The sequence below is a fragment of the Comamonas sp. AG1104 genome (assembly GCF_003350425.1).
GTDB lineage: Bacteria > Pseudomonadota > Gammaproteobacteria > Burkholderiales > Burkholderiaceae_C > Comamonas > Comamonas testosteroni.
Window position 1 is genome coordinate 18,268 of sequence record NZ_QQAS01000009.1, and the last position, 22,956, is coordinate 41,223.

A 22,956-nucleotide genomic window follows, 5' to 3' on the forward strand; every position below is an offset into this window, starting at 1 on the left:
CATGCTGCCGTTAAGCTTGCAGCTTTCATCGTGCACAGACAGGCACAGGAGCGCGTGTGACAGCAGAACAGCAACCAAGGGCGTCGCAACCGGCAGCGAACTGGCAGCCGGGCCTGATCGCCATCCACGGCAACCAGACCGAGGCGCTGGCCGATACCGTGCTGGCCTGGCTGGCTGCGCATCCCTTGCAGGCGCTGGAGCCCGAGATCGTGCTGGTGCAAAGCAACGGCATGGCCGAGTGGTTCAAGATGCGCATGGCCGAGCAACAGGGCGTGTGCGCCGCAGCACAGGTCGAGTTGCCGGCGCGCTTTGTCTGGCGCAGCTACCGGCAGATTCTGGGCCGGCACGAGGTACCGCGCGAATCGCCGCTGGACAAGACGCCCATGATCTGGCGCCTGATGCGCCTGCTGCCGCAGTGTCTGGGCGAGCCTGCGTTTGCGCCCATTGCCAACTTTCTGCGCCCCGGCGAGCCGCAGCGCCTGCTGCAGCTGGCCGAAAAGCTGGCCGACCTGTTCGACCAGTACCAGATCTACCGCGCCGACTGGCTGGCCGCCTGGGAGCAGGGCGAGGATGTGCTGCGTACGGCTGGCCGCCCCGATGCGCCCGTGCCTGAAGGGCAGCTCTGGCAGCCCCAGCTGTGGCGCAAGGTGCTGGCCGAGCTCGATGAGCAGGAGCGTGCCGCTACCCGCCCGGCCCTGCTGGCACGGATTCTGGACGCACTGCAAAGCGGTCAGCCGCCAGTCACGCCGCTGCCGCGCCGCGTGGTGGTGTTCGGCATGAGCCAGATGCCTCTGTCGCTGATGCAGTTTCTCAGCGGCATTGCCCAGCACAGCCAGGTGCTGATTGCCGTACCCAACCCCTGTCGCTTTCACTGGGCCGATGCCATCGACGGGCGCGAGCTGCTGCGCCAGCAGCGCCGCCGCCATGCCGACAAGGGCGGCAAGGACCTGGCGCAGATTCCCCTGGCCGCCATGCACGCCCATGCCCATCCGCTGCTGGCGGCCTGGGGTCGGCAGAGTCGCGACTATGTGCGCCAGCTCGATGCCTTCGACACCACGGGCGACACCGCCGTGCAATGGGGCTGGCCGCGTGTGGATGTGTATGACGAGGCTGACGCGGGCGAGCTGATCGACGCACCGCTGCTGACCCAGGTGCAGCAGCGCATTCGCGATCTGGTGCCCATGTCGGAGCACCCAGCGGTCGAGATCGCAGCGGCCGACCAGTCCATCGTCTTTCACAAGGCCCATGGCCTGGTGCGCGAGCTCGAAGTGCTGCACGACCAGCTGCTGCATTGGCTGGCCGAGCCTGCCGCTGCGGGCCGCGCAGCGCTGGCGCCGCGCGAGGTGGTGGTCATGCTGCCGTCGATTGAGGAAGCTGCACCCGCCATCCGCGCGGTGTTCGGTCAGTACGGCCGCCACGATGCGCGCCATATTCCGTTTGACATTGCCGACGTGGGCGCGCGCGCCAGCAGCCCGCTGGTGACCGCGCTGCAATGGCTGCTCAAGCTGCCTCAGCAGCGCTGCCGCCTGAGCGAGTTGTGCGACCTGCTCGATGTGCCCGCCGTGGCGGCGCGCGTGGGGCTGGCGGCCGACGATCTGCCCCAGCTCACGCACTGGATGGCCGGCGCAGGCATTCGCTGGGGGCTCAACCATGCGCAGCGCGCCCAGCTGGGCCTGGCAGCCTGCGGTGATCCGAACAGCGCCTGGTTCGGCCTGCGCCGCATGCTGCTGGGCTATGCCAGCGGGCCGGCGCTGCAGGCCCCCTTCGACGAGGCACAGGTTTTTGCCGGCATGGAGCCCTATGACGAAGTGGGCGGCCTGACGGCCGAGCTGGCCGGATCGCTGGCCAGCCTGCTGGGGCGCATGCTGCAGTGGTGGCAAACGGCTGCAACGGCCGCAGCTCCCGAGGTCTGGGCGCAGCGTTTTCGCAGTCTGATGGACGACTTCTTTGTCGCACAGGGCGATGAGGACCAGGCCCTGTGCGCCGCACTCGACACGGCCCTGGTCGGCTGGCAGGCCGCCTGCGAGCAAGCGGGCTTCGATGCCCTGATTCCGCTGGAGGTGGCGCAGGAGGCCTGGTTGCAGGCCCTGTCCGAGCCCGCGCTCAACCAGCGTTTTCGTGCCGGTGGCGTGACCTTCTGCACGCTGATGCCGATGCGTGCGATTCCCTTCGACGTGGTGTGTCTGCTGGGCATGAACGATGGCGACTACCCGCGCCGCGCAACGCGCGTGGACTTCGATCTGATGGCCCTGCCCGGCCAGCAGCGCCCAGGCGATCGCGCGCGCCGCGACGATGACCGTCAGCTGATGCTGGATGCCTTGCTGTCGGCCCGCAGCAAGCTCTATATCAGCTGGGCCGGCCGCCATGTGCGCGACAACAGCGAGCAGCCGCCCTCGGTGCTGGTCTCGCAGCTGCGCGACTATCTGGCACAGGGCTGGCAGGGCGAAGGCAGTGCAGGCCTTTGCGCCAGCGAGCGCGGAGATCTGCTGCTGGCCCAGCGTACCCGCCAGCATCCCTTGCAGCCCTTCAGCCGCCGCTATTTCGAGCAGGCTTCGGGGCTGTCGACCTTCGCACGCGAATGGTATGGCGCGCATGAAGAGCGGGCAGCGCAGGCGCTGCCGGTCGTGGCTGCCTTCGAGCCCGACCCCGAAGTGCCGCTGACGCTGGCGCGCCTGACGGAATTTCTGCGCCATCCCGCACGCAGCTTTTTGCGCAACCGCCTGCAGGTGCGCTTTGAACAGGACGAGGAGCTGCTGGAGGATGACGAGCTTTTCAGCGTCGATGGCCTGACCGCGTACGGCCTGATTCAGCAGCTGCAGCAAGGCGTGCGCACGCAGCTGGCGCATGATGCGGCGCTGGACGTGAGCCTGCAGGTGCAGCGCCAGGTGCAGCGACTGGGGCGTGCCGGCGTGCTTCCGCTGGCAGGTCTTGGCAGGCGCGAGGCCGAGGCCTTGCAGGCCCAGGCCACACCGTCGCTGCTGGCCTGGCAGCAGCAGATGCGGCTATGGCCCCAGGCGGCGCCGCGCGAGCGTTTGCTGCTGCACTCCGGCACGGTCATGCTGGACGACTGGATGGATGGCTTGCAGGAGCGCCAAGAGCAGTCTTCGGATGCGAGCTACAGCCGCTGCTGGTTCGCACTGGAGCCGCGCACGCTGCTGAACAAGAAAGGCGAGCTGCAGGCCCACAAGCTCCTGCCCATTTATGTGCGCAGTCTGGCGCTTTCAAGCACGGGCGTCGACATGCTGATGGGTGTGATCGCACGCGACACCCTGGTCTGGGTGCAGCCGCTGGAGCCGGAAGTGGCCATGCAGCGCTTGCAAGCCTTGATGCAGCTGTGGCTGGTGGGCCAGAACGAGCCCTTGCCGCTGCCTCTCAAAGCCGCCATCGCCGCAGGCCATGACGATCTGAGCGCCGCCACACAGGCCTACGAGGGCGGCTACATGCTGGGCGGCGAATGCGAAGACCCCAGCTGGGCGCGCTGCTACCCCGATTGGGAGGCGCTGACGGCCGATCTGCGCTTTCATACCCTGGCCAAGCAGGTCTATGGTCCGCTGCATGACTGGCTGGCCGCGCAGGTGCAGATCGAGGAACTGCCCCTGATGCAGCGTGCAGACCAGAACGAACAACCAGGAGAGCCGGCATGAGAGCGCCCGCCAACCCCATGAAGCCAGGCAGCCAGGCGCTGCAGCCCCTGCATTTCCCGCTCTGGGGATCGCGCCTGATTGAAGCCAGTGCGGGCACAGGCAAGACCTGGACCATTGCCGCGCTCTATCTGCGGCTGGTGCTGGGCCATGGCGCCGAGAACGGTTTTGCCAGGCCCTTGATGCCGCCAGACATCCTGGTGATGACCTTCACGCGGGCCGCCACGCGCGAGCTGTCGGACCGCATTCGTGCCCGCCTGATCGAGGCCGTGCAATGCTTTCGCGGCGAGGCCGAACCGGCGGTGCACGACAGCTTCCTGCGCGATCTGCGCGATGCCTACGCCGACGGCACAGAGCGCGACACCGCCGCCTGGCGGCTGGACATGGCTGCGCAGTGCATGGACGATGCCGCCATCCACACCATAGACGCCTGGTGCCAGCGCATGCTGCGCGAGCACGCGTTTGACAGCGGCAATCTGTTTGATGAAACGCTGGAGGCCGATGAAAGCCAGCGTCAGACCGAGGCGGCGCAGGATTACTGGCGCCAGCAGTGCTACCCGCTGTCGGGCGAGGTGCTGGAGACGGCGCTGCAGGTCTGGCCCGATGTGCATGCGCTGGTCAAAGACATGCAATCGCTGCTGCGCGAAAACGTGCCCGCTGCGGCTGGTGTCGGGTCGCTGGGCGAATGCATTGCGCAGACACATGCAGAGCGTGCGCAGCGACTGCAAGCGCTGGCCGATGGCTGGGAGGCCAAGGCCGAGCGCATGCTGCGCTGGATTGAGGGTGAACTAGACGGCCGCGCCGCGCTGTGGGACAAGCGAAAGCTGCAGGCTCGCTACTACACAGGCTGGTTTGCGGCGCTGACCGTTTGGGCGCAAGACCCGTTGAACCAGCCTCTTGAGCTCAGCGACTCCGCCCGCAAGCGCCTCAGTCCCGAGGGTATGGCAGAGGCCTTCAAGGGCTCGACCATGGACTTGCTGCTGCCCACTGAATTTTCCGAGCTGGAGCAATTGCTGAAAGCGTTGGCCGAGCTGCCGTCGATCAAGGTGGCGCTGCGTCTGCATGCGGCCGTCCATGTACAGCAGCGCCTGCTGTGGCTCAAACGCCAGGCCGGCACTTTCGGCTTTGCCGATATGTTGCAGCGCCTGGATGCGGCCCTGGCCGGTGATAACGGCCCCGCGCTGCAAGCCGGCATTCTGGCCCAGTACCCGGTGGCGCTGATTGACGAGTTCCAGGACACCTCGCCGCTGCAATACCGGCTGTTCGACCAGATCTACCGCACGGCAGACAACGGCGCGGACAGCGCATTGCTGCTGATCGGCGACCCCAAGCAGTCCATCTACGGCTTTCGTGGTGCGGACATCTACAGCTACCTGCAGGCCAGGCAGGCGACCGAGGGTCGCCACTATGTGCTGGACACCAACTTCCGCTCCACCGAGGCGCTGGTCGATGCGGTCAACCAGTGGTTTGTGCAGGCAGAGGTGCGCGAAGGCGAGGGTGCGTTCATGTTCCGCGCCGGGCAGAGCAATCCACTGCCGTTCGAGAGCGTCAAGGCCAATGGCCGCAAGGAACGGCTGATGCAGGGCAGCCAGGGCATGGCAGCGCTGACCATTGCCTGGGATGGCAGCAGTGATGAGCCGCTGAGCAATGACGACATCCGCCGCCGCGGGGCGGAGTTCTGCGCCAGCCAGATCGTGCAGTGGCTGATGGACGGTGCCACGGGCTTTGCCGAGGACAATCAGCCGCTGCAGCGCCTGCGTCCGGCCGATGTTGCGGTGCTGGTGCGTACGGGCAAGGAGGCCGCTGCCGTGCGCCGCGCGCTGGCGCGGCGCAATGTGGCCTCGGTCTATCTCTCCGATCAGGACTCGGTCTTCGCCAGCGGCGAGGCGCAGGACCTGCTGCTGTGGCTGCGTGCCGTAGCTGCCCCTCTGGACGGACTGGCCGTGCGCGCCGGTCTGGCCACGCCCATGATGGGTCTGTCGTTTGACGAGCTGGCCTGGCTGGCCAGCGATGACGAGGCCTTCGATGCGCGCAGCGAGCTGCTCAAGGAGCTGCACAGCCTCTGGCTGCGCCTGGGCGTGCTGGCCATGCTGCGCCAGACGCTGTACCGCTTTGAATTGCCGGCGCGCTGGCTGCAGGACATGGGCGGCGAGCGCCGTCTGACCAACTATCTGCACCTGGCCGAGCTGCTGCAGGCTGCGAGTGCCCAGCTGGAGGGCGAGCAGGCGCTGATCCGCTGGCTGGCCACGCAGATCGAGAGTCCGGGCGCGGCTGGCGATGCGCAGATCGTGCGGCTGGAATCGGACGCCGATCTGGTCAAGGTCGTCACCGTGCACAAGAGCAAGGGGCTGGAGTATCCACTGGTCTGCCTGCCGTTTGGCGGCAGTTTCCGGCCTGTGGATGGCAAGGCAGCCTATCTTTCGCTGCCCGTGCAGATCGATGGCGCACCCGCACGCGAGCTGGTGCTGGACTACGACGATGCGCAGCTGGCGCAGGCCGACAAGGAGCGCCTGCGCGAGGATCTGCGCCTGCTCTATGTGGCGCTGACCCGTCCGCGCCATGCGCTGTGGATGGGGCTGGCCCCCATGAAGCGTGGCAACAGCAAAAACTGTGCGAACGAACAGGGGGCGGCAGGCTATCTGCTGGCCGGAGATGTTTCGCAGTCCGCAGCCAGCTGGCGTGCCAGCATCCAGGCCCTGAGCGAGCGTTGCACGCAGATCGCCGTCGTGGATCTGCCGGCCGAACTGCCCGTACCCACGCGCTATGTTGCCGCGCAGGCCTTGCCCGCCCTGGCCGCCGCGCCCGTGTACGAGGCGCAGTTCGACCGCCGCTGGGGCATTGGCAGCTTTTCGTCGCTGACCCGCGCCATGGCCGCACCCAGCCTGCCGGTACTGCCGGTGGCCGCACAAAGCCCTGCCGAGGATGAGCGTGCGCTGCAGGCCCAGGAGGCGGGTGAAGCTGAGCTGGACGTGAGCGTCATCAACGACGTCATGACCGCCTTGCCCACCTTGACCAGATTCGCAGCCGGCGCGCGCAGCGATGCTGCGGTGTGGCACCGCTTCATGCGCGGCCCGGTGGTGGGCAATTTCCTGCACGACCAGCTGGAATGGCTGGCCGCAGAGGACTTTGCGCTGCAGCCCGAGGATGATCCCGACAGCAGCGAGCCTCTGGCGGCCCGTCTGCTGCGCCGCTGCGAGCGCGCGGGCCGCAAGGAGCAGGCCGCCGATGTGCTGCAGTGGCTGCGCGCCGTGGTGCACCAGCCGCTGGCGCCGCTCGGTGTCTCGCTGGCCCAGCTGGGCAAAGGCGATGCGCTCTTGCCCGAGATGGAGTTCTGGCTGCCGGCGCGGCGCCTGTCGGCACCGCGCATCGACGCGCTGTGCCGCCGGCATATCCTGCCCGGTCAGCCGCGCCCGGCGCTGCCAGAGCGCGAGCTGCACGGCATGCTGATGGGTTTTGCCGACCTGGTGTTTCACCATGGCGGACGTTACTGGGTGCTGGACTACAAGACCAACCACCTGGGCCAGGATGGCGCTGCCTACGCCCCTCAGGCGCTGGAGCAGGCCATGCTCGAGCACCGCTATGACGTACAGGCGGCGCTGTATCTGCTGGCTCTGCACCGCCTGCTGCAAAGCCGGCTGGGTGCGGCTTACGACCCCCGCGAACAGCTGGGCGGCGCGCTCTATTTCTTCCTGCGCGGTCTTGATGGCGAGGCAGCCGGCATGCATGTGCTGAAGCCGCCGCTGGCGCTGCTGGACGGGCTTGAGGCGCTGCTTGGCGACTGCGAGAAAGAATCGAAGGAGGTGCAGCCATGAAGGGCCGCCGCAAAGCCGATCTGCAGACGCTGGACCTGTTTGCAGCCCCCGCGGATGGTGACTCAATGGCACTGAGCACCACGGACTGGCTGACCGCGCTGGAGCGACTGGCCGATGCGGGTCTGCTGCGCCGCCTGGACAGCGCCCTGGCGGCCTTTGTCGCCGCGCAGGACGCAGAGGCCGGACCTGCACTGCTGGTAGCCTCTGCCGTGCTGGCGCAGATGGAAGGGCGCGGTCACAGCTGTCTGCCCTTGCAGGCGCTGGCTGGCGATCCCAATCAGGTTCTCGCCTGGCCCAAAGAGGCCGAGCGCCTGCAGCAATCGCTATGGGAGCAATTGCCCGGCCGGCTGGCTGACTGGCTGCAGGCCCTGCGTCGCAGCCCCGTGGTGCGTGTCGTGCAGTCGGGAGTGGTGGCGGCAGACCGAGGTCAGCCACTGGTGCTGCTGGACGGCGCTGCGCCCATGCTGTATCTGCGCCGCTACTGGGACTACGAGCGCAGTGTTGCAGCCCATATGGCGCAGCGCACGGCGGCCGATGCGGTGGCGCTTGACGAGCCCAGGGTGCGGGAATGGCTGGGGCGGCTCTTCGGCGCGTCCGCCGTTGCCGCGAATGCGGTGGACTGGCAAAAACTGGCTTGCGCGCTGGCGCTGCGCGGGCGCATGTCCGTCATCACCGGCGGGCCGGGCACGGGCAAGACCTATACGGCCGCCCGACTGCTGGCGCTGCTGTTTGCCACGGCGCCGGATGCCGCCCAGCTGCGCGTTGCGCTGGCTGCGCCAACCGGCAAGGCGGCGGCGCGGCTCAAGCAGTCCATCGACAGCTCGCTGCTGGAGCTCAAGGAGGCAGTGGGCCGCGAGCTGGATCTGGAAGCGCTGGTCAAACGCATGGGGGCAGCACGCACCCTGCATTCGCTGCTGGGTGCCAGGCCCGACACGCGGCGCTTTGCCCACCATGCGGGCAATCCGCTGGATGTGGATGTGCTCATTGTCGATGAGGCCTCCATGATCCACCTCGAGATGATGGCCGCGCTGCTGCAGGCCCTGCCGCCCACGGCGCGCCTGATTTTGCTGGGCGACAAGGATCAGCTCGCCTCGGTGGAGGCCGGTGCCGTGCTGGGCGATCTGTGCCGCGATGCGCAGCGGGGCAATTACACGCCGGACACTGCGGCCTATGCCGAGCGCGTGACGGGCCAGCCCCTGCCAGCGCAGTACCTGGCGCCGGCCCGGGCCTTGCCGCTGGCCCAGCACACCGTCATGTTGCGCGAGAGCCGCCGCTTTGGCGGCCCTATCGGTCAATTGGCACAGGCCGTGAATGCCGGCGATGCACCGGCTGCCATGGCGCTGCTGCGCACGCATACCCAGGCCGGCCAGCAAGCCGAACTCTGGGCGCGCGAAGGCGGTGATGTCGATGCCGTGGTGCGTAGCGCCGTGCAGGGCCGCGGCGGCATGGCCAGCTATGCTGCCTATGCCGAGGTGCTGGCACAACATGGGCAGGGCAAGGGGCGCGGCTTTGCCACCGAGGTCGAGCACCAGCAATGGGTCAGGGACGTGCTGGCCGCCTTTGACCGCTACCGCCTGTTGTGTGCCGTGCGTGACGGCAACTGGGGCGTGGCGGGCCTGAACCGCGCGGTGGAGCAGGCCTTGCAGGCCATGGGGGTCATTCGCAAGGAGGGTGAGTGGTATATGGGCCGTCCGGTGATGATCACCCGCAACGATGCGCAGCTGGGCGTGTTCAATGGCGACATCGGCATGGCTCTGCCCAGCTTTGCCGACCCGGCGCGGCTGCGCGTGTACTTCATGCAGGGCGAGCAGCTGCACCATGTCAGCACGGCGCGCCTGGCCCATGTGGAGACTGCATTTGCCATGACGGTGCACAAGAGCCAGGGCTCGGAGTTCGAGCACACGGCGCTGGTGCTGGCCGCGCAGGGCGGCAATGTGCTCAGCCGCGAGCTGGTCTATACCGGCATCACGCGCGCGCGCAAGGCGTTCTCGCTGTGGACCGAAGTGCCCGGCTTGCTGGTGTCGGCGATGGGCAGTCCCACGCAGCGCAGCAGCGGTTTGCTGGGATTCATGGAGCGTGATCAGTAGCCCAGGGGCGAGGCTCTGTGTTGATAGCGGCGGCCGCAATCCAGGTAGTACTGGAGGCTGATTTCGCTCAACCTATAAAGGTTTCCCATCTGGCCTTGCTCGAAGTGATGAGCCTGTGACACTGGCGCAGTCCAAGCGCGAGACGGCCAGCGAGCGCCGCCCCGCAGCCAGGTTCGTCTTCCCCCTTAGGGAGAAGACGTGAAGCGGCTCAGGGGGGATTAGTGTTCGTAAACCGCTTCCCAGTTGGCAAATCCCTTGACCTCGATCGGGTTGCCGCAAGGGTCGGTGAAGAACATCGTCCACTGCTCGCCGGGCTCGTCCTCAAAGCGCACTTGCGGCTCCAGAATGAAGGCCGTGCCAGCGGCTTTGAGGCGTTCGGCCAGGGCCAGCCAGTCGGGCTTGAGCAGGATCACGCCCAGGTGGGGCATGGGCACCATATGGTTGCCGACCTTGCCGGTGTTGCTCACGGCAAAGGGCTGGCCCAGGTGCAGGGAGATCTGGTGGCCGAAGAAGTCGAAGTCGACCCAGGTATCGGTGCTGCGACCCTCGCGGCAGCCCAGCACGCCGCCATAGAAACGGCGGGCCTGGTCGAGATCGGTCACGTGGTAGGCAAGATGAAAAGCGCTTTGCATGATGGGCCCAAGCGTAGCATTACCGGGCCCGTACCCGGCACGCCTTAGCGCGCAGCCTTGGCCTGCACGCGCGCCATCAGCTCCTCTGTGTTGCTCTTGCGGTCGGCGTTGATCTTCTGCACCGTGGGGCGTTCGCTCATGCGCGCCAGATAGTCGCGCACCGGCAGCTCGGCCAGCAGATCGCTGCCGCCCACGATCTTGCAGGCGCTGCTGACCAGGGGCAGGTGCACGATGGCGCTGCAGTCGGCCAGCGTAAAGCTGTCTCCCGCGATGAACGGGGTATCGAAGCGGGCCAGCTTGGCAAAGGCCGCAATATTCTTTTTGAGCTGCTCCAGCGTCTTGTCGCGCGCGCCGTCACTGATCTTGCCGCCGAAGAAGGCCTGGGGGTAGAGGTTGCGCGCCACCAGCTCCAGGTGCAGATTCAGATAGACGCAGAGTTCGCGGACCTTGGCAGCAGCAAAGGGGTCTGCGGGTAACAGCGGCACCTTGTCGGACAGTGTTTCCACATATTCGATGATGGCGTCGGACTCGCTGATGGCGCCATGCTGGGTGCGCAGATAGGGGACTTTGCCCAGTGGCGATTCCTCGGGGTTGGTGCTGCCCAGCCAGGCCAGCTCCTCGGCGAAGGGAATCTGCTTTTCCATCAAGGCCAGCTTGACCTTGTTGTAGTAGTTGCTGGCCGAAAAACCGCACAAAGTCAGCATGCTTGTCTCCTGATCGGTGGTTGTGAATAGGTATCCGTGGCCAGTCATCGTAGAGGCAAGTGGCGCAAGCCCTGCGTCGCCAACCGGATAGCAGGCCGGCTTCTACAATTGCCCCATGCATTGGCGCGCACATCCTCCTCGGCACCAACCGGCAGCCCTTATGGCGCGCTGGGCGCTGGGTGCGTGGTTTTGCGTGCTGCTGGTCAGCATGCTCACGCCCTGGGCGCGCGCCACGCCGCCTGCCGGCTGGGAGGCGGTGTGCACGGCCAGCGGCAGCACCCATTGGGTGCCCAGCCCCGCCAGCGACGATGCCGCCACCCCGCATGGACTGGATTGCGCGCTGTGCCTGCCGCTGCTGGCGCCGCCGCCGGCGCAGCAGCCAGATCCGGGCAGTCATCGCGCCGTTGTCGATGCCCGGCCCTGGGCCGATGTCGCTCACAGAGCTTTTGTCTCCACCCTGCCGCCCGTACGTGCGCCGCCCTTTGAAACACTGAAAAACATAGCTGAAGGCGCTTGATGGTCAAGCGCTTCAGATCGATTTGAGATTGACATGACTTACGCAAATCAGGCTCAGGCAAGGGCTTCGTTTCAGAAAGACCATCTTTATGCCCCTTGATTGCGTAAGTCCAGACTGAATTTGAATGGAGATGGTTTCATGAATACGCGTCGTTTTACCGTGATGGCCCTGGGTTCGCTGGTCGCTTCGCTGCTGGTTTCGGGGGCCGCCTGGGCCCATGCCGATGCCGCCCATGTCAAGGTCGAGAACGCCTGGGCCCGCGCCAGCGTGGCGGGTCAGCAGGCCTCGGGGGCCTTTATGCGCCTGACGGCCCAGGAGCCGCTCAAGCTCGTGGGCGTGGAAACCACGGCCGCCGCCGTGGCCGAGGTGCACGAGATGAAGATGGAGGGCGATGTGATGCGCATGCGCGCCATCGAGGCACTGGATCTGCCCCAGGGCGTAGCCGTGGATCTCAAGCCCGGCGGCTATCACCTGATGCTGCAGCAGCTCAAGGCCCCGCTGGTCAAGGACAGCCAGGTGCCCGTGACCCTGGTGTTCAAGGATGCCAAGGGCGCAATCTCGCGCCTGAGCCTGCAGCTGCCGGTGCGCGCGACGGCCCCTGCGGCCGCCGGTGCCGGGCACCAGCACATGGGTCATGGTGCGCATCAGCATTGATGACTTGAGCCAGGGGCGCGACCTGCTCCCTTGTTTGCAGCAAACATCGCAAGTGCAGTAAGCTAGTTCCGCGTCCGGTCTCGTCCGGATGCGGATTCTGGTATCCATCCCTGCAGTGGAGAGCACTATGAGCGGCGACGCATCGGCATTTGGTTTTGGCAAGTTCATTCCTGGCTTTGATTTTCTGCAGGGGCTGGCGCAAAGCGCTGGCGCTGCGGCCAATCCCATGGGCCGTGTGCCGCAATGGGTGGCTCCCACCGTCAGCGTGGAAGAGGTTGACAAGCGCATTGCCGAACTGAAAGCCGTGCAGTTCTGGCTGGAGCAAAACAGCCGAGCCCTGGCTGCCACCATCCAGGCGCTGGAAGTGCAGCGCATGACGCTGTCCACGCTCAAGGACATGAATGTCAGCATGAGCGAGCTGGCCAAGTCCTTTCCTTTCCCTGGTGCAGCGCCGGCCGAGCCCGCTGCGACCGGCAATACCGGCTGGCCCATGGGCGCCGCCACGGCCGCGCCAGCCGCCGAGCTTGAACCTGAGCCTGAACCTGAAGCAGAGCCCGCAGCGGCCGAGGCCGCCAGCCAGACCCAGGCAGGCCCCTCTTCTCAGGCCGCCCTGGGCCAGGCCATGCAATGGTGGGGAGCGCTGACCCAGCAGTTCCAGCAGATCGCGGCCAAGGCCATGGCCGAGCCCGTTCCTCCCGAGACGCTGGCGGCCGCCCAGCGCGCGACCGAGATGGCCAGCGGCTTTGCCAAGTCGACCATGGAAAAGGTGATGGCACAGGCAGGCGGTTTTGGCACTGCAGCTGCAGCGAAAACTGCGGCAAAGAGTGCTGCGGCAGCCGAGCCCAGGCCTGCACGCAAGGCGGCGGCCAAGAGCGGTCAACCCAAAACGGCAGCCAGCAAGACCGCAGCCGCCAAAAAAGCTGCCCCCAAGCAGCCTGCTGCCAAAAAGACTGCAGCCAAAACCTCTGCTACCTCGCGCAAGCCCTGAGCAAACCCTTCCCGCTAAGGTGGAAAATCGTGGTTGCAAAGCATCCACGCTCCAGCAAGAACAGGAGGGCTTATGTCACTGTTTCCCGTCGCTCATGCCAGCCATGAAGACTGGCGCGCTGCGACTGAGCAAGTCGTGCTGCAGCTGCGTGGGCAGTTGCTGCGCCAGTCACTGCAGCCGCACCGGCTGGGTCTGGTCTACATCGCGCAGGGGCTGGTGCCCCATGCGCAGCAGTTGTTGGCGCTGCTGGCGCGCGAGTTGCCTCAGGTCACCGACTGGGTGGGCAGCTCCGGCCACGCCGTATTGGCCATGGAACATGAGTATTCCGAAAGCTCCTCGCTGGCGGTCATGTTGCTGGACCTGCCCGCCGCCCACTACCGCGTCTATTCCGGCGTGGCACCGCTGGCGCAAAGCGGCGCCGAAGCCGGATTCGAGGCGCATTCAGCCCTGGTGCACTCCAGCATCGACCAGCCCGATCTCGCTGAGCTGCTGCTGGAGCTGTCCGAGCGCATTAGCACTGGAAATCTGTTCGGTGCGCTCAGCAGCGAGCAGGGCGTGCAGTTTGCCTGCCGCGCCGAAGACCTGCCCCGCTTGCGTGCCCAGGCCAGTGTCGGCATCTTTCATGCCGGCTTTTCGGGGGTGGCCTTCGATGCCGACGTGGCCTGTATCTCCAGGCTGGCCCAGGGCTGTGCGCCCTTGGGCGCGGGACTTGCGATTACCGAGGCCAGGGGCCCGGTGGTGCTGGAGCTGGAAGGCGAGCCCGCCTTGCCCCGGCTGCTGCAGATGCTGGATGTGGAAGCCAGCCCCAGCGCCGGCGGCGGCTGGCAGGCTGCGCTGTCCCAGCTGCGCAAGACCCAGGCGGCGATCGCACCGCTGGGCCGGGGTCTGGAGCGCGGCGCGCTGACCGACGAGGCCCAGGTGCTGCATATCGTGGGGCTGGACCCGGTGCGTCAGGGCATTGCGCTGTCGTCGCCCGTGGAGGCCGAGCACACGGTGATCTTCTGTCAGCGCCAGAGCAGTGCGGCCCGTCATGAGCTGATGCAGATGGGCGCGGCCCTCAAGGATGCGCTACAGCCCGACTTTGCCGATGCCGGCCCCGAAACCATGGCAGAAGCTGCCCAGCCCCAGCATATACGCGGTGCCATCTATGTGAGCAGCAAGGGCCGGGGCAGCGAGCTGTTTGGCGGCGCCGATGCCGAGCTCAAGCTGCTGCGCCATGCGCTGGGGCCGGTGCCTCTGATCGGCCTGGTGGCCGAGGCACAGCTGATGGATGCGCATGTGCATCAGCTGGCCGGCGTGTTGACCGTGTTCACCGGTAAATAGCCTGAAATTTGATAGCTGTTAGCGCTTTATTTAAAAGGATTTCAGCATCAATTGATGCTGAAATCATTGGCTGGAAGGCGCATGCAGCTATCAAAAATATTGGAGGCCCCGAAACTGGCGCAGCCCAACAAAGACATGGCAAGCAAGCGTCGCCGCGCAGCGAAGCTGTCGTCCCCCTCCCGTAGCGCGCAGCGTAGAGAAAGGAGGAGAGGCGGCGGGGCCGCCCCGGCAAAGCCGCTCAGGGGGTGGAATACAGTTCCACGCCCAGATTCAGCATCAGGCGATTGGCCCAGCCAAACAGTGCGGCCGAGTGCAGCATGTCCAGGATTTCCAGATCGGACAGACCTGCATCGCGCAGTGGCTGCAGCTGCTGCGGGCCAAAGCTGCCGGGCGCACGCGTCAGTGTCAGCGAAGCCTGGATGATGGCGCGCTCGCGGGCATTGGTGCCGGCGGTGTCGGGCTCGTCAAACAGCTGGGCCATCACGTCGTTGCGCTTGGCCAACTGCTCGAAGCGCTGAGCGTGCACCGAAGCGCAGTACACGCAGCCGTTGGAGCGAGAGACGGCAGTGGCCGCCACTTCACGCTCGGCGCGGGACAGGCCGCCGGGCGCATACATGATGGCGTTGAAGGCCTGGGAGCGCTCCAGCAGCACCTGGGGCTGGCGGGCCAGCAGCAGGTAGAAGTCCATGCTCTTGGCCTTGGGGTGGCTGACTTCCAGCACATGCTGCTGCTCGGGCGTGGCGGTGTCGGGGTCCAGCACCTGCAGCCAGGCCTTCCAGTCCAGCGTTTCGCTGGTAAAGCCGTTGCGGCGCAGCGGCTCACCGGGCGGCGGCAGGTTGGCGGGGTGTACAAAGGGCGCTGCATCGGCAGGCTGGGCGGCAGGCGCTTCGGTCACGCCGCCCAGCTCGCCCATGGCCTTCACACCCGCCAGCAGGCGGGCCTGATAGGCCACAAAGCCGATCAGCTGGGCCAGCAGCACGGTGTCGTTGAGCGACAGACCTGCGGCCGGGATGGCCAGCAGCGCGGCCTGATCGCTCTGGGCCGGGTTCAGGGCCAGCGTGCGCACAAAGTGCAGCATGGCATCGAGGCGCGCATTGCCGGTCTGGGTGCCGGGCTGATCGAGGATGGCGCGCAGCTCGGGCGTGATGGCGTCGCCCAGGGCCTCGGCGCGGCTGCGGTATTCGGCTTCCAGCACGCTCACGCCGCTGACGCGGGTCTGCTCGGTGGCCAGCACCAGGCGCTCGGCCTGGGTCAGATCGCTGTCCAGCTGATTGCCCAGCAGCAGGTCTTCGCAGGCCTGGGTGGCCAGAGCGACCTTTTCGCGCTCGTGGCGGGTGGTGAATGTGGGTCTGCCTTGCTCGAGGCCGGCCAGTCGGTCTATGGTGTCTGTCATGCGAAGTCTCGTGATTTAGGGTTGCAGCTGCCGGATGCGCGCAGCGCTGTCGGCTGCGGTCCATTCCGTGCCGTCCAGTTCGGGTTCGGCATAGGCCTTGAGCTTGTCGAAGTGCTGCTCGATATCGTTCAGATAGAACAGCGAGGCCAGACCTTGCGCCAGTTTGCGCGCTCCGTCGCTGATGGCGGGAATATCGCCCGACACCGTGCCGTGCGAGAGCGCAGCGGGGTAGCAGAAGCAGTGAATCCGGTCGAGACCGGGTAGCTCGCCCTGGAACTCGAACAGCGGCCCCAGATCGGGCGATGCCGACAGCTCGGCATCCTCATCGCCGGACTCGGGCGTGAAGCGGCTGTTCCACAGCTTCACATGCGGCGCGATGTCGGCAAACTCGGGACGCAGGCTCCAGTCGATGGCAAAGCCCGTGGAGACGATGAGAAAGTCCAGCACGAACACGCCGGCCGAGGTTTGCACCTGCAGCTTGTCGCCTGCTTTCTCCACAGCTTGCACCGCGCAGCCCAGGTTGAAGAAGGCATTGTCATGGCGCGAGACGCGCAGCGTGCTGCCGTGTGGCGGCGGCACCTGCTGGGCGTTGATGTAGTGGCGGATGCGCCATTTCCAGGCATCGGGCAGCAGATACTGGCCGTGGGTCAGACCGGGCACGCCCGAGCCCTTGGACTTGTTGATCAGCGGCAGCTGCTGGCGGCGGATCAGCATGTCTACGCTGGCCGCGCCGTTTTCGAGAGCCGTCGCGGCGCTGTCCATGGCCGAGGCGCCGGCGCCGACCACGCCCACATGTTTGCCGGCCAGCGTGGCGTAGTCCATGGCGTCGGAGGAATGGGCCCAGAATTTCCTGTCCACGCCCCGCATGAAGGCGGGGACCGTGGCGCCGCCCAGACCGTCGCGGCCCGTGGCCAGCACCAGGCGGCGGGTTTGCCAGGTGGCGATCACGCCATTGGCCTTGACGTCGACTTCCACCAAGCCATCGGCCTGCGGGCGCACGGCAACGACTTCATGGCCGTTGCGCACATCGGCGTTGGTCACGCGGCGGTACCAGCGCAGATAGTCCATCCACTGCAGGCGCGGGATCTTGTCCAGCGCCGTCCAGGCATCCAGACCGAACTGGGCGATGAACCAGGCGCGAAAGGACAGGGCTGCAACCCCCATGGCGGGGCCGGTCAGCTCCTTGGGCGAGCGCAAGGTTTCCATGCGCGCCGTGGTGGCCCAGGGGCCTTCGAAGTCCAGCGCGGACCTGTCCAGCAGCACGGGCTTGATGCCGACCTGCTGCAGCGCCATGCTGAGCGCGAGACCGGCCTGGCCGGCGCCGATGACGAGTACGTCATGCACCGGCAGTCCCTTGCGCGTGGAGGGGGGAATCCAGGCCTTGGCAGGCCAGCCCAGAGTGACGAAGTCGTCACGCAGGCGTTCTTCCAGCGTTGCCAGCCCCGATGTGGCGGCTGTCGTAGAAGGTGAAATTGACATAGCTAAAACCCAAAAGCGCCTGAGGCTTGAGCCGCAGACGCATCAAACAAACACCGATAACTTAACACTGCTTGAACTCGAAGCAGGACCAAGTGAGAGACACCGAGGAAGGGCCGCCCCGCACCGAGGGTGTCGTTCCTCTCCCTTGGCGCGCAGCGCGTAGAGAGAGGGGGAAGCGGCAGGGCCGCTCAGGGGGTGTTAGTCAATACTTATCTTGGCATCCTTGACCACCTTGGCCCATTTGATGCGATCTTCATGCACGGTCTTCTTGAACTGCTCGGGTGTCTCTTCGCGGATGGTGTTGCCCTGGGAGACAAAGCGCTCGCGTACCTCGGGCTGCTTGAGCACGTCGTTGACCGCCAGGTTGAGCTTCTTGATGATGACCGGGTCCGTGCCCTTGGGCGCGAAGATGCCGAACCAGATGGAGCTGTTGAAGCCCTTGGTGCCCGGCAGGCCGCTGGCGGCAATGGTGGGCACTTCCTTGACGGCTTCCACGGGCTTGGACGTGGTCACGCCCAGCAGGCGCACCTTGCCGGCCTTGTAGTGGCTCAGCACGGTCTGCACCTGGTTCATGATGCAGCAGGTCTCGCCGCGCAGCACCGAGGTGATGGCTTCCGGGCCGCCCTTGTAGGGCACATGCACCATGTCCAGGCCCAGACGCGAGTTGAACTCGGCGAACGCCATATGGGTGCCTGCGCCATTGCCGGTGGAAGCGTAGTTGTACTTGCCGGGATGGGCCTTGACCTCGTCGACGAACTCCTTGAGGTTCTTGACGTTGATCACATTGGGATTGATGGTCAGCACATTGGCCACGTCCACCAGCGGTGCCACGGGCACAAAGTCGGCCTCCACGTCGAACGGCAGCTTCTTGTACAGCGCGGCATTGCTGCCATGGGTGGCGGCGGTGCCGAAGTAGATGGTGTAGCCATCGGGCTTGGCGCGGGCTACAAACTCGCTGCCGATATTGCCGGCGGCGCCGCTCTTGTAGTCAATGATCACGGGCTGGCCCAGGATCTTGCCCAGCGGCTCCTGCGCCACGCGGCCGATCACATCCACACCCGAGCCGGCGTTGAAGCCCATGATCATGGTGATGGGCTGATGCGGATAGCTGGCGGCACCGGGATCGGCGGCCTGGCTGGCCAGAGGAAACAGGGCGGCGGCCGCCGTTGTGGCAACAAGACCGGAGATGAAACGGGGCAGCAAACGCATGATGGGACTTGTCCAGAAGAACCTTGAATGCTGTGAATTGTGTCCGTAATTTAATGATTTGCTTCTATATGCTTATGCAGCATTAAGCTTGTGGGGTTAATGCAAAAAAGCCCAGATCTCTTGCGAGACATGGGCTGAAATCCGCTGGAAAGTGATGACTCGGAGGGCCAGCGGAGGGAGCGATCAAGGCTTAAAGCGTCAATAGGCGCTTAGCGGCGATAGGGGTTGTGGGGGTTGCGGTCATGGCGGTTGGGCACGCCGTCACCATCCCTGTCCCAGCGGCTGGCGCGGTAGTCCCAGCGGTTGCCGTGCTGCACCCAGGCGGGCTGGCGGTACACATAGCCGGGGCGGTTCTGCACCCAGTGGCCGGCGCGCCAGACATGGCGGTGGCCGCGCGGCTCCCAGTAACCAGGAGCCCAGACATAGCCACGACGCGGAGCGGGCACGGCTTCATAGCGGACGGGGGGCGGTGCGTTGAACTGTACGTTCACATAGGCGCCCTGGCTGGCACCCGCCCAGTAAGCGTTTTGGGCCTGTGCACTACCGGCAAAGCCCAGCAGGGCGAGTGCGCCTGCGGCAGCGACGGTTTGGATGGTGTTGCGGATTGTCAGCATATACGCCTCCTTCATGGGTAGCGGGCTGTCTGTGGGTCCAGGCATCCCTTGGGCTCCATGTTGGATGGCCAGCGTCAACCGTGGGTTGCCGCTGTGCGAAGTCTTGCAATCTTGTGTGTCTGTTTGGTGAAGAATGTATGAAACAGGCGGCTGATGCAGATGCAGCAAGCGCATTTAGCTACATATTTGGGAGTGGCCGTCTACCGGCGCAAGGCCGCAAAGGCGGGCAGCTCCCATTTGCGCATGCCCAGCACCAGGGTGTAGCCCTCGATCTTGTTGGGCCCCAGGCGCTGGTCCTGCAGATGCTGCTGCGAAAAGTCCTGACCGATGCGCTGGATGCGCTCCACGAAGCTGGGGGCCAGGCTGGGGGCGATGGAGCCATGCACCAGCAGCATGGTCTCGTCCTCGCCGGCAAAAGTGCCGCCGAAGTAGTCCAGCACGGCGTTCTCGCGGAAGAAGTCCATCACCGGGCCGTTGGTCTGCCAGCGGAAGGTCTTGGCCAGGCGCAGCTTGTAGCGGTTGCCGGGACGCAGCTCGATGATGCCGATGCGGTCCAGCTGTGCCAGATAGCCGATGCCCTCGGGCTCGCTGATGCGGTAGGTGGCGACGATCTGCTCCAGCGTCCACTGGCTGAGCACGCAGATGGCCGTGAGCAGCAGCTTGCGGTCGGCAACCACGGCAATCTCCTGCTCGCGCGTGATCTGCTGCAGCAGCGGCCGGCTATCGGCCACATTGCGCGCCAGATCGGCAAAGTCCAGGTGCAGGGCGCGGCAGATTTCGTCAATGCGCGACAGCGGCATGTCGCCCTTGGCCAGCATGCGCTTGACGCTGGATTCGGCCATGCCTATGGACTGGGCCAGGTCGGCATAGGTCATCTGCGCGGCCTTGAGTTCTTTCTTGATGGCGGTGACGAGATCGGCGGTCGTGCTCATGGTATCGGTTGGTAGTACTGGCAGTGCAGCGATATGGCGCAAGTTTAGAAGATTGATGCCGCTGCTTCGGCGGATTTCCATACTGCGCGGCATTCACACAAGGAAGCGCCATGCAACTGCATACCTCATCGATCACGACCGTGGAAATGACGAGCCCCGAGACCTCGGGCACGCTGGAGCAGCGCTTTGCCTTGTTCGGGGGTATGGCCTTGCTGTTCACGCTGGCGCTGCTGATGCCCGGCATGGCCCAGCCCGAGCACTATCACGCCTTTGCCAACCAGCGCGGCTGGCTGGGTGTGCCGAATGCCGCCGATGTGTTGAGCAATCTGGGGTTTGTGCTGGCGGGATTGGCGGGCTGGGTCGCGCTGGGGCGTGCCGACTATCAAAAGCTCAACGGCACGGCGCGTGCCCTGTGCGCTCTGTTCTTCACGGGCCTGCTGTGCTCGAGCGCGGGGTCTGCGTACTATCACTGGGCACCGCAGGATTCGAGTCTGGTCTGGGACCGGCTGGGCATGAGCCTGGCTTTCGCCGGCTTGCTGGGCCTGGCGGTGCAGACGCGCATTGACGACATCAGCGCCCGCATCACTGCCGGGGTATTGCTGGTGGCGGCGCCCGTCAGCGTGGCGGTCTGGGCGCAGACCAGCAATGTGCTGCCCTGGGTGCTGGTGCAGGGGGGCGGCATGTTGACTCTCCTGTGGCTGGCCTTTGTGGCGCCGCGTCGTCATGCGCTGCCCGTGGAGCTGGGCTGGGTGATCGGTCTGTACTTCGTGGCCAAGCTGCTGGAGCTGTCGGACGGCGATGTGCTCGATGTGACCGCGTACGCAATCTCCGGCCACAGCCTCAAGCACTGGGTGGCCGCCGCAGCCGCGTGGCCTGTGCTGCGTGCCTTGCTGCAGTGGCGCGAGTCGTAATATTCATAGCGGCTGGCGCATGTTCAACAAGCGTCAGCCGCATAAAACCTACAAAAAAATCCGGGCAAGTTGGCACAATGCCAGCAGCGCCACAGGGAGAGATCCATGAATTCCACGCCGACCGTGCATACGGCCGCCGCTGCACAGCAGCATGCCCACCCCAACCAGTTTGCCCTGCTGGGCCAGCGCCGCTTTGCGCCGTTTTTCTGGACGCAGTTTGCCGGTGCAGGCAATGACAATCTCTTCAAGTTCGCCTTCACGGTGATGGTCACCTATCAGCTCAGCGTCTCGTGGCTGCCGCCTTCCATGGCGGGCCTGGTGATCGGTGCGCTGTTCACCCTGCCTTATCTGCTGTTTTCGGCCACTTCGGGCCAACTGACCGACAAATGGGACAAGACTCGCATGTTCCGCCTGGTCAAGAACCTCGAGATCGCCATCATGCTGATCGCGGCCTGGGGCTTCATTCAGGCCAATGTGCCAGTGCTGCTGCTGTGCGTGTTCCTCATGGGGCTGCACTCCACGCTGTTCGGCCCCGTCAAGTTCGCCTATCTGCCACAGGTGCTCAATGACCGCGAACTCACGGGCGGCAACGGCATGGTGGAGATGGGCACTTTTGTCGCCATCCTGCTGGGTCAGGTCGCAGGCGGTCTTTTGATTGCCGTGCCCGAGGTCGGTCATATGCAGGTGGCCATGGCCTGCGTGGCCGTTGCGGTCGTGGGCCGCATCTGCGCACAGTTCATTCCCCATGCGCCGGCGACCGACCCGGGCCTGGTGATCAACTGGAACCCGTTTACCGAAACCTGGCGCAACCTCCAGCTGGCACGCCAGCAGCCCGTGGTGTTCCGCTCGTTGCTGGGCATCAGCTGGATGTGGTTCTTCGGCGCGGTGTTCCTCTCGCAGTTTCCCAGCTTTGCCAAGGAGGTGCTGCATGGCGACGAGCATGTGGCATCGCTGCTGCTGGTGATCTTCTCGGTGGGCATAGGCATTGGCTCGCTGCTGTGTGAAGTGTTCAGCCGTCGCCAGGTGGAGATCGGCCTGGTGCCGCTGGGCGCGATTGGCATGAGCGTGTTTGCGATTGATCTGTTCTTTGCCACGCGCGCGCTGCCGCCCTCAGAGCTGATGGGCGTGAGTGCCTTTTTTGGAGAGGCCAAACACTGGCGCGTGATGCTGGACCTGGGTCTGCTGGCGCTGTCGGCCGGCATCTACAGCGTGCCCATGTATGCGCTGATCCAGATGCGCAGCCAGCCCACGCACCGTGCGCGCATCATCGCGGCCAACAATATCCTGAACGCGCTGTTCATGATCGCCTCGGCCGTGCTGGCCGGCGCCCTGCTGGCCGCAGGTTGCAGCATTCCCCAGGTGTTTCTGATCACCGGCATCGCCAACGCCATCGTGGCGCTCTATGTGTTCCTGCTGGTGCCCGAATATCTGCTGCGGTTTGTCGCCTGGGTCATCACCCACTTTGTCTACCGCTTCAAGGTGCGTGGCGACGAGCATATTCCGCGCGATGGCGCGGCCGTTCTGGTCTGCAACCATGTGAGCTTTGTCGATGCCATCTTGCTCATGGCGGCCAGCCCGCGCCCCATCCACTTCGTGATGGATCACCGCATCTTTCAGACACCGGTGCTGGGCTGGTTGTTCAAGCTGGCCAAGGCGATTCCGATTGCATCCCACAAGGATGACCCAGCCACCTATGAGGCCGCGTTCGCGCGTGCCGCCGAGGTGCTGCGCGAGGGTGATCTGCTGGCCATCTTCCCCGAGGGCGGCATCACCTCTGACGGCCAGCTGCAGCCGTTCAAGGGCGGCATCATGAAGATTCTCGATCACGCGCGAGACGACGGCCTGCAGGTTTCCGTCATTCCCATGGCGCTGACCAATCTCTGGGGCTCCTACTTCAGCCGCATCGAGTTGCGCGGCGGCAGGAATGTGGCCATGGTCAAACCGCTGCGCCGCGGCCTGTTCAACCGTGTGGGGCTGGAAGTGGGCGAGCCCGTGGCGGCTGCCGCGGTCACTCCGGCCCTGCTGCAGCAGAACGTGGCGGAATTGCTCCGGCGTTAAGG

The 22,956-nt window shown here is 65.5% G+C and carries 16 protein-coding genes; 9 read left to right on the plus strand and 7 right to left on the minus strand.

Features of this window, described 5'->3' with window-relative positions; genetic code table 11:
* Positions 1–56: 56 nt before the first annotated feature.
* The 3 genes from recC to recD are packed head-to-tail and all read left to right on the plus strand — an operon-like array spanning position 57 to position 9,540.
* A complete protein-coding gene (recC, locus tag DFO48_RS21260; RefSeq protein ID WP_114864684.1) occupies positions 57–3,644 on the plus strand; it encodes an exodeoxyribonuclease V subunit gamma in 3,588 nt (1,195 codons plus the stop codon).
* Positions 3,641–7,453 carry an exodeoxyribonuclease V subunit beta gene (gene recB, locus DFO48_RS21265; protein WP_114864685.1) on the plus strand — a complete coding sequence of 1,271 codons (3,813 nt, stop codon included), beginning with the start codon at positions 3,641–3,643 and terminating at the stop codon, positions 7,451–7,453. The genes recC and recB overlap by 4 nt, the downstream gene beginning before the upstream one ends.
* Positions 7,450–9,540, plus strand: a complete 2,091-nt coding sequence (gene recD / locus DFO48_RS21270; protein WP_114864686.1) for an exodeoxyribonuclease V subunit alpha — start codon at positions 7,450–7,452, stop codon at positions 9,538–9,540. The genes recB and recD overlap by 4 nt, the downstream gene beginning before the upstream one ends.
* 218 nt (positions 9,541–9,758) lie before the next feature.
* Here the strand turns inward: recD and DFO48_RS21275 are convergent, their stop codons facing one another.
* Both DFO48_RS21275 and DFO48_RS21280 read right to left on the minus strand, forming a co-directional pair.
* The gene (locus tag DFO48_RS21275; RefSeq protein WP_003078095.1) at positions 9,759–10,172 is read right to left on the minus strand and encodes a VOC family protein; all 414 of its coding nucleotides are present in this window, start codon (positions 10,170–10,172) and stop codon (positions 9,759–9,761) included.
* Positions 10,173–10,216: 44 nt separating this feature from the next.
* On the minus strand, positions 10,217–10,876 hold the full coding sequence (locus DFO48_RS21280; RefSeq protein WP_003078093.1) for a glutathione S-transferase: 660 nt from the start codon (positions 10,874–10,876) through the stop codon (positions 10,217–10,219).
* Between the two features lie 160 nt (positions 10,877–11,036).
* On the opposite strand from DFO48_RS21280, the gene DFO48_RS21285 reads away from it, so the two are divergent.
* The 4 genes from DFO48_RS21285 (at position 11,037) to DFO48_RS21300 (ending at position 14,358) form a co-directional block, all read left to right on the plus strand.
* The gene (locus DFO48_RS21285; protein ID WP_233506483.1) at positions 11,037–11,393 is read left to right on the plus strand and encodes a DUF2946 family protein; all 357 of its coding nucleotides are present in this window, start codon (positions 11,037–11,039) and stop codon (positions 11,391–11,393) included.
* A 138-nt stretch (positions 11,394–11,531) separates the two neighbouring features.
* Positions 11,532–12,047 (plus strand): copper chaperone PCu(A)C, encoded by a 516-nt coding sequence (locus DFO48_RS21290; protein ID WP_003078088.1) that lies wholly within the window; start codon positions 11,532–11,534, stop codon positions 12,045–12,047.
* 127 nt (positions 12,048–12,174) lie between these two features.
* The gene (locus tag DFO48_RS21295; protein ID WP_114864687.1) at positions 12,175–13,035 is read left to right on the plus strand and encodes a PhaM family polyhydroxyalkanoate granule multifunctional regulatory protein; all 861 of its coding nucleotides are present in this window, start codon (positions 12,175–12,177) and stop codon (positions 13,033–13,035) included.
* Between the two features lie 72 nt (positions 13,036–13,107).
* Entirely contained in the window at positions 13,108–14,358 is a 1,251-nt protein-coding gene (locus DFO48_RS21300; protein ID WP_003078085.1) for an FIST N-terminal domain-containing protein, read from the plus strand.
* A 238-nt stretch (positions 14,359–14,596) separates the two neighbouring features.
* On the opposite strand, the gene DFO48_RS21305 is transcribed toward DFO48_RS21300, so the two are convergent.
* From DFO48_RS21305 to DFO48_RS21325, 5 genes are all read right to left on the minus strand, one after another.
* On the minus strand, positions 14,597–15,751 hold the full coding sequence (locus DFO48_RS21305; protein ID WP_114864688.1) for a peroxidase-related enzyme: 1,155 nt from the start codon (positions 15,749–15,751) through the stop codon (positions 14,597–14,599).
* A gap of 15 nt (positions 15,752–15,766) precedes the next feature.
* The gene (locus tag DFO48_RS21310) at positions 15,767–17,230 is read right to left on the minus strand and encodes an NAD(P)-binding domain-containing protein (protein ID WP_114864689.1); all 1,464 of its coding nucleotides are present in this window, start codon (positions 17,228–17,230) and stop codon (positions 15,767–15,769) included.
* A gap of 198 nt (positions 17,231–17,428) precedes the next feature.
* Positions 17,429–18,439, minus strand: a complete 1,011-nt coding sequence (locus DFO48_RS21315; protein WP_114864690.1) for a tripartite tricarboxylate transporter substrate binding protein — start codon at positions 18,437–18,439, stop codon at positions 17,429–17,431.
* Positions 18,440–18,648: 209 nt separating this feature from the next.
* Entirely contained in the window at positions 18,649–19,053 is a 405-nt protein-coding gene (locus DFO48_RS21320) for a YXWGXW repeat-containing protein (RefSeq protein ID WP_114864691.1), read from the minus strand.
* A gap of 200 nt (positions 19,054–19,253) precedes the next feature.
* Positions 19,254–19,985: a helix-turn-helix transcriptional regulator gene (locus DFO48_RS21325; RefSeq protein ID WP_003078074.1), complete on the minus strand. Its 732-nt coding sequence runs from the start codon at positions 19,983–19,985 to the stop codon at positions 19,254–19,256.
* A 110-nt stretch (positions 19,986–20,095) separates the two neighbouring features.
* Between DFO48_RS21325 and DFO48_RS21330 the strand changes: the two genes are divergently transcribed.
* Together DFO48_RS21330 and DFO48_RS21335 are read left to right on the plus strand one after the other, a co-directional pair.
* Complete coding sequence (locus DFO48_RS21330) at positions 20,096–20,896, plus strand: hypothetical protein (protein WP_114864692.1); 801 nt, start codon at positions 20,096–20,098, stop codon at positions 20,894–20,896.
* A gap of 105 nt (positions 20,897–21,001) precedes the next feature.
* Positions 21,002–22,954, plus strand: coding sequence for an MFS transporter (locus tag DFO48_RS21335; RefSeq protein WP_003078070.1), 1,953 nt, complete (start codon positions 21,002–21,004; stop codon positions 22,952–22,954).
* Positions 22,955–22,956: the final 2 nt, after the last annotated feature.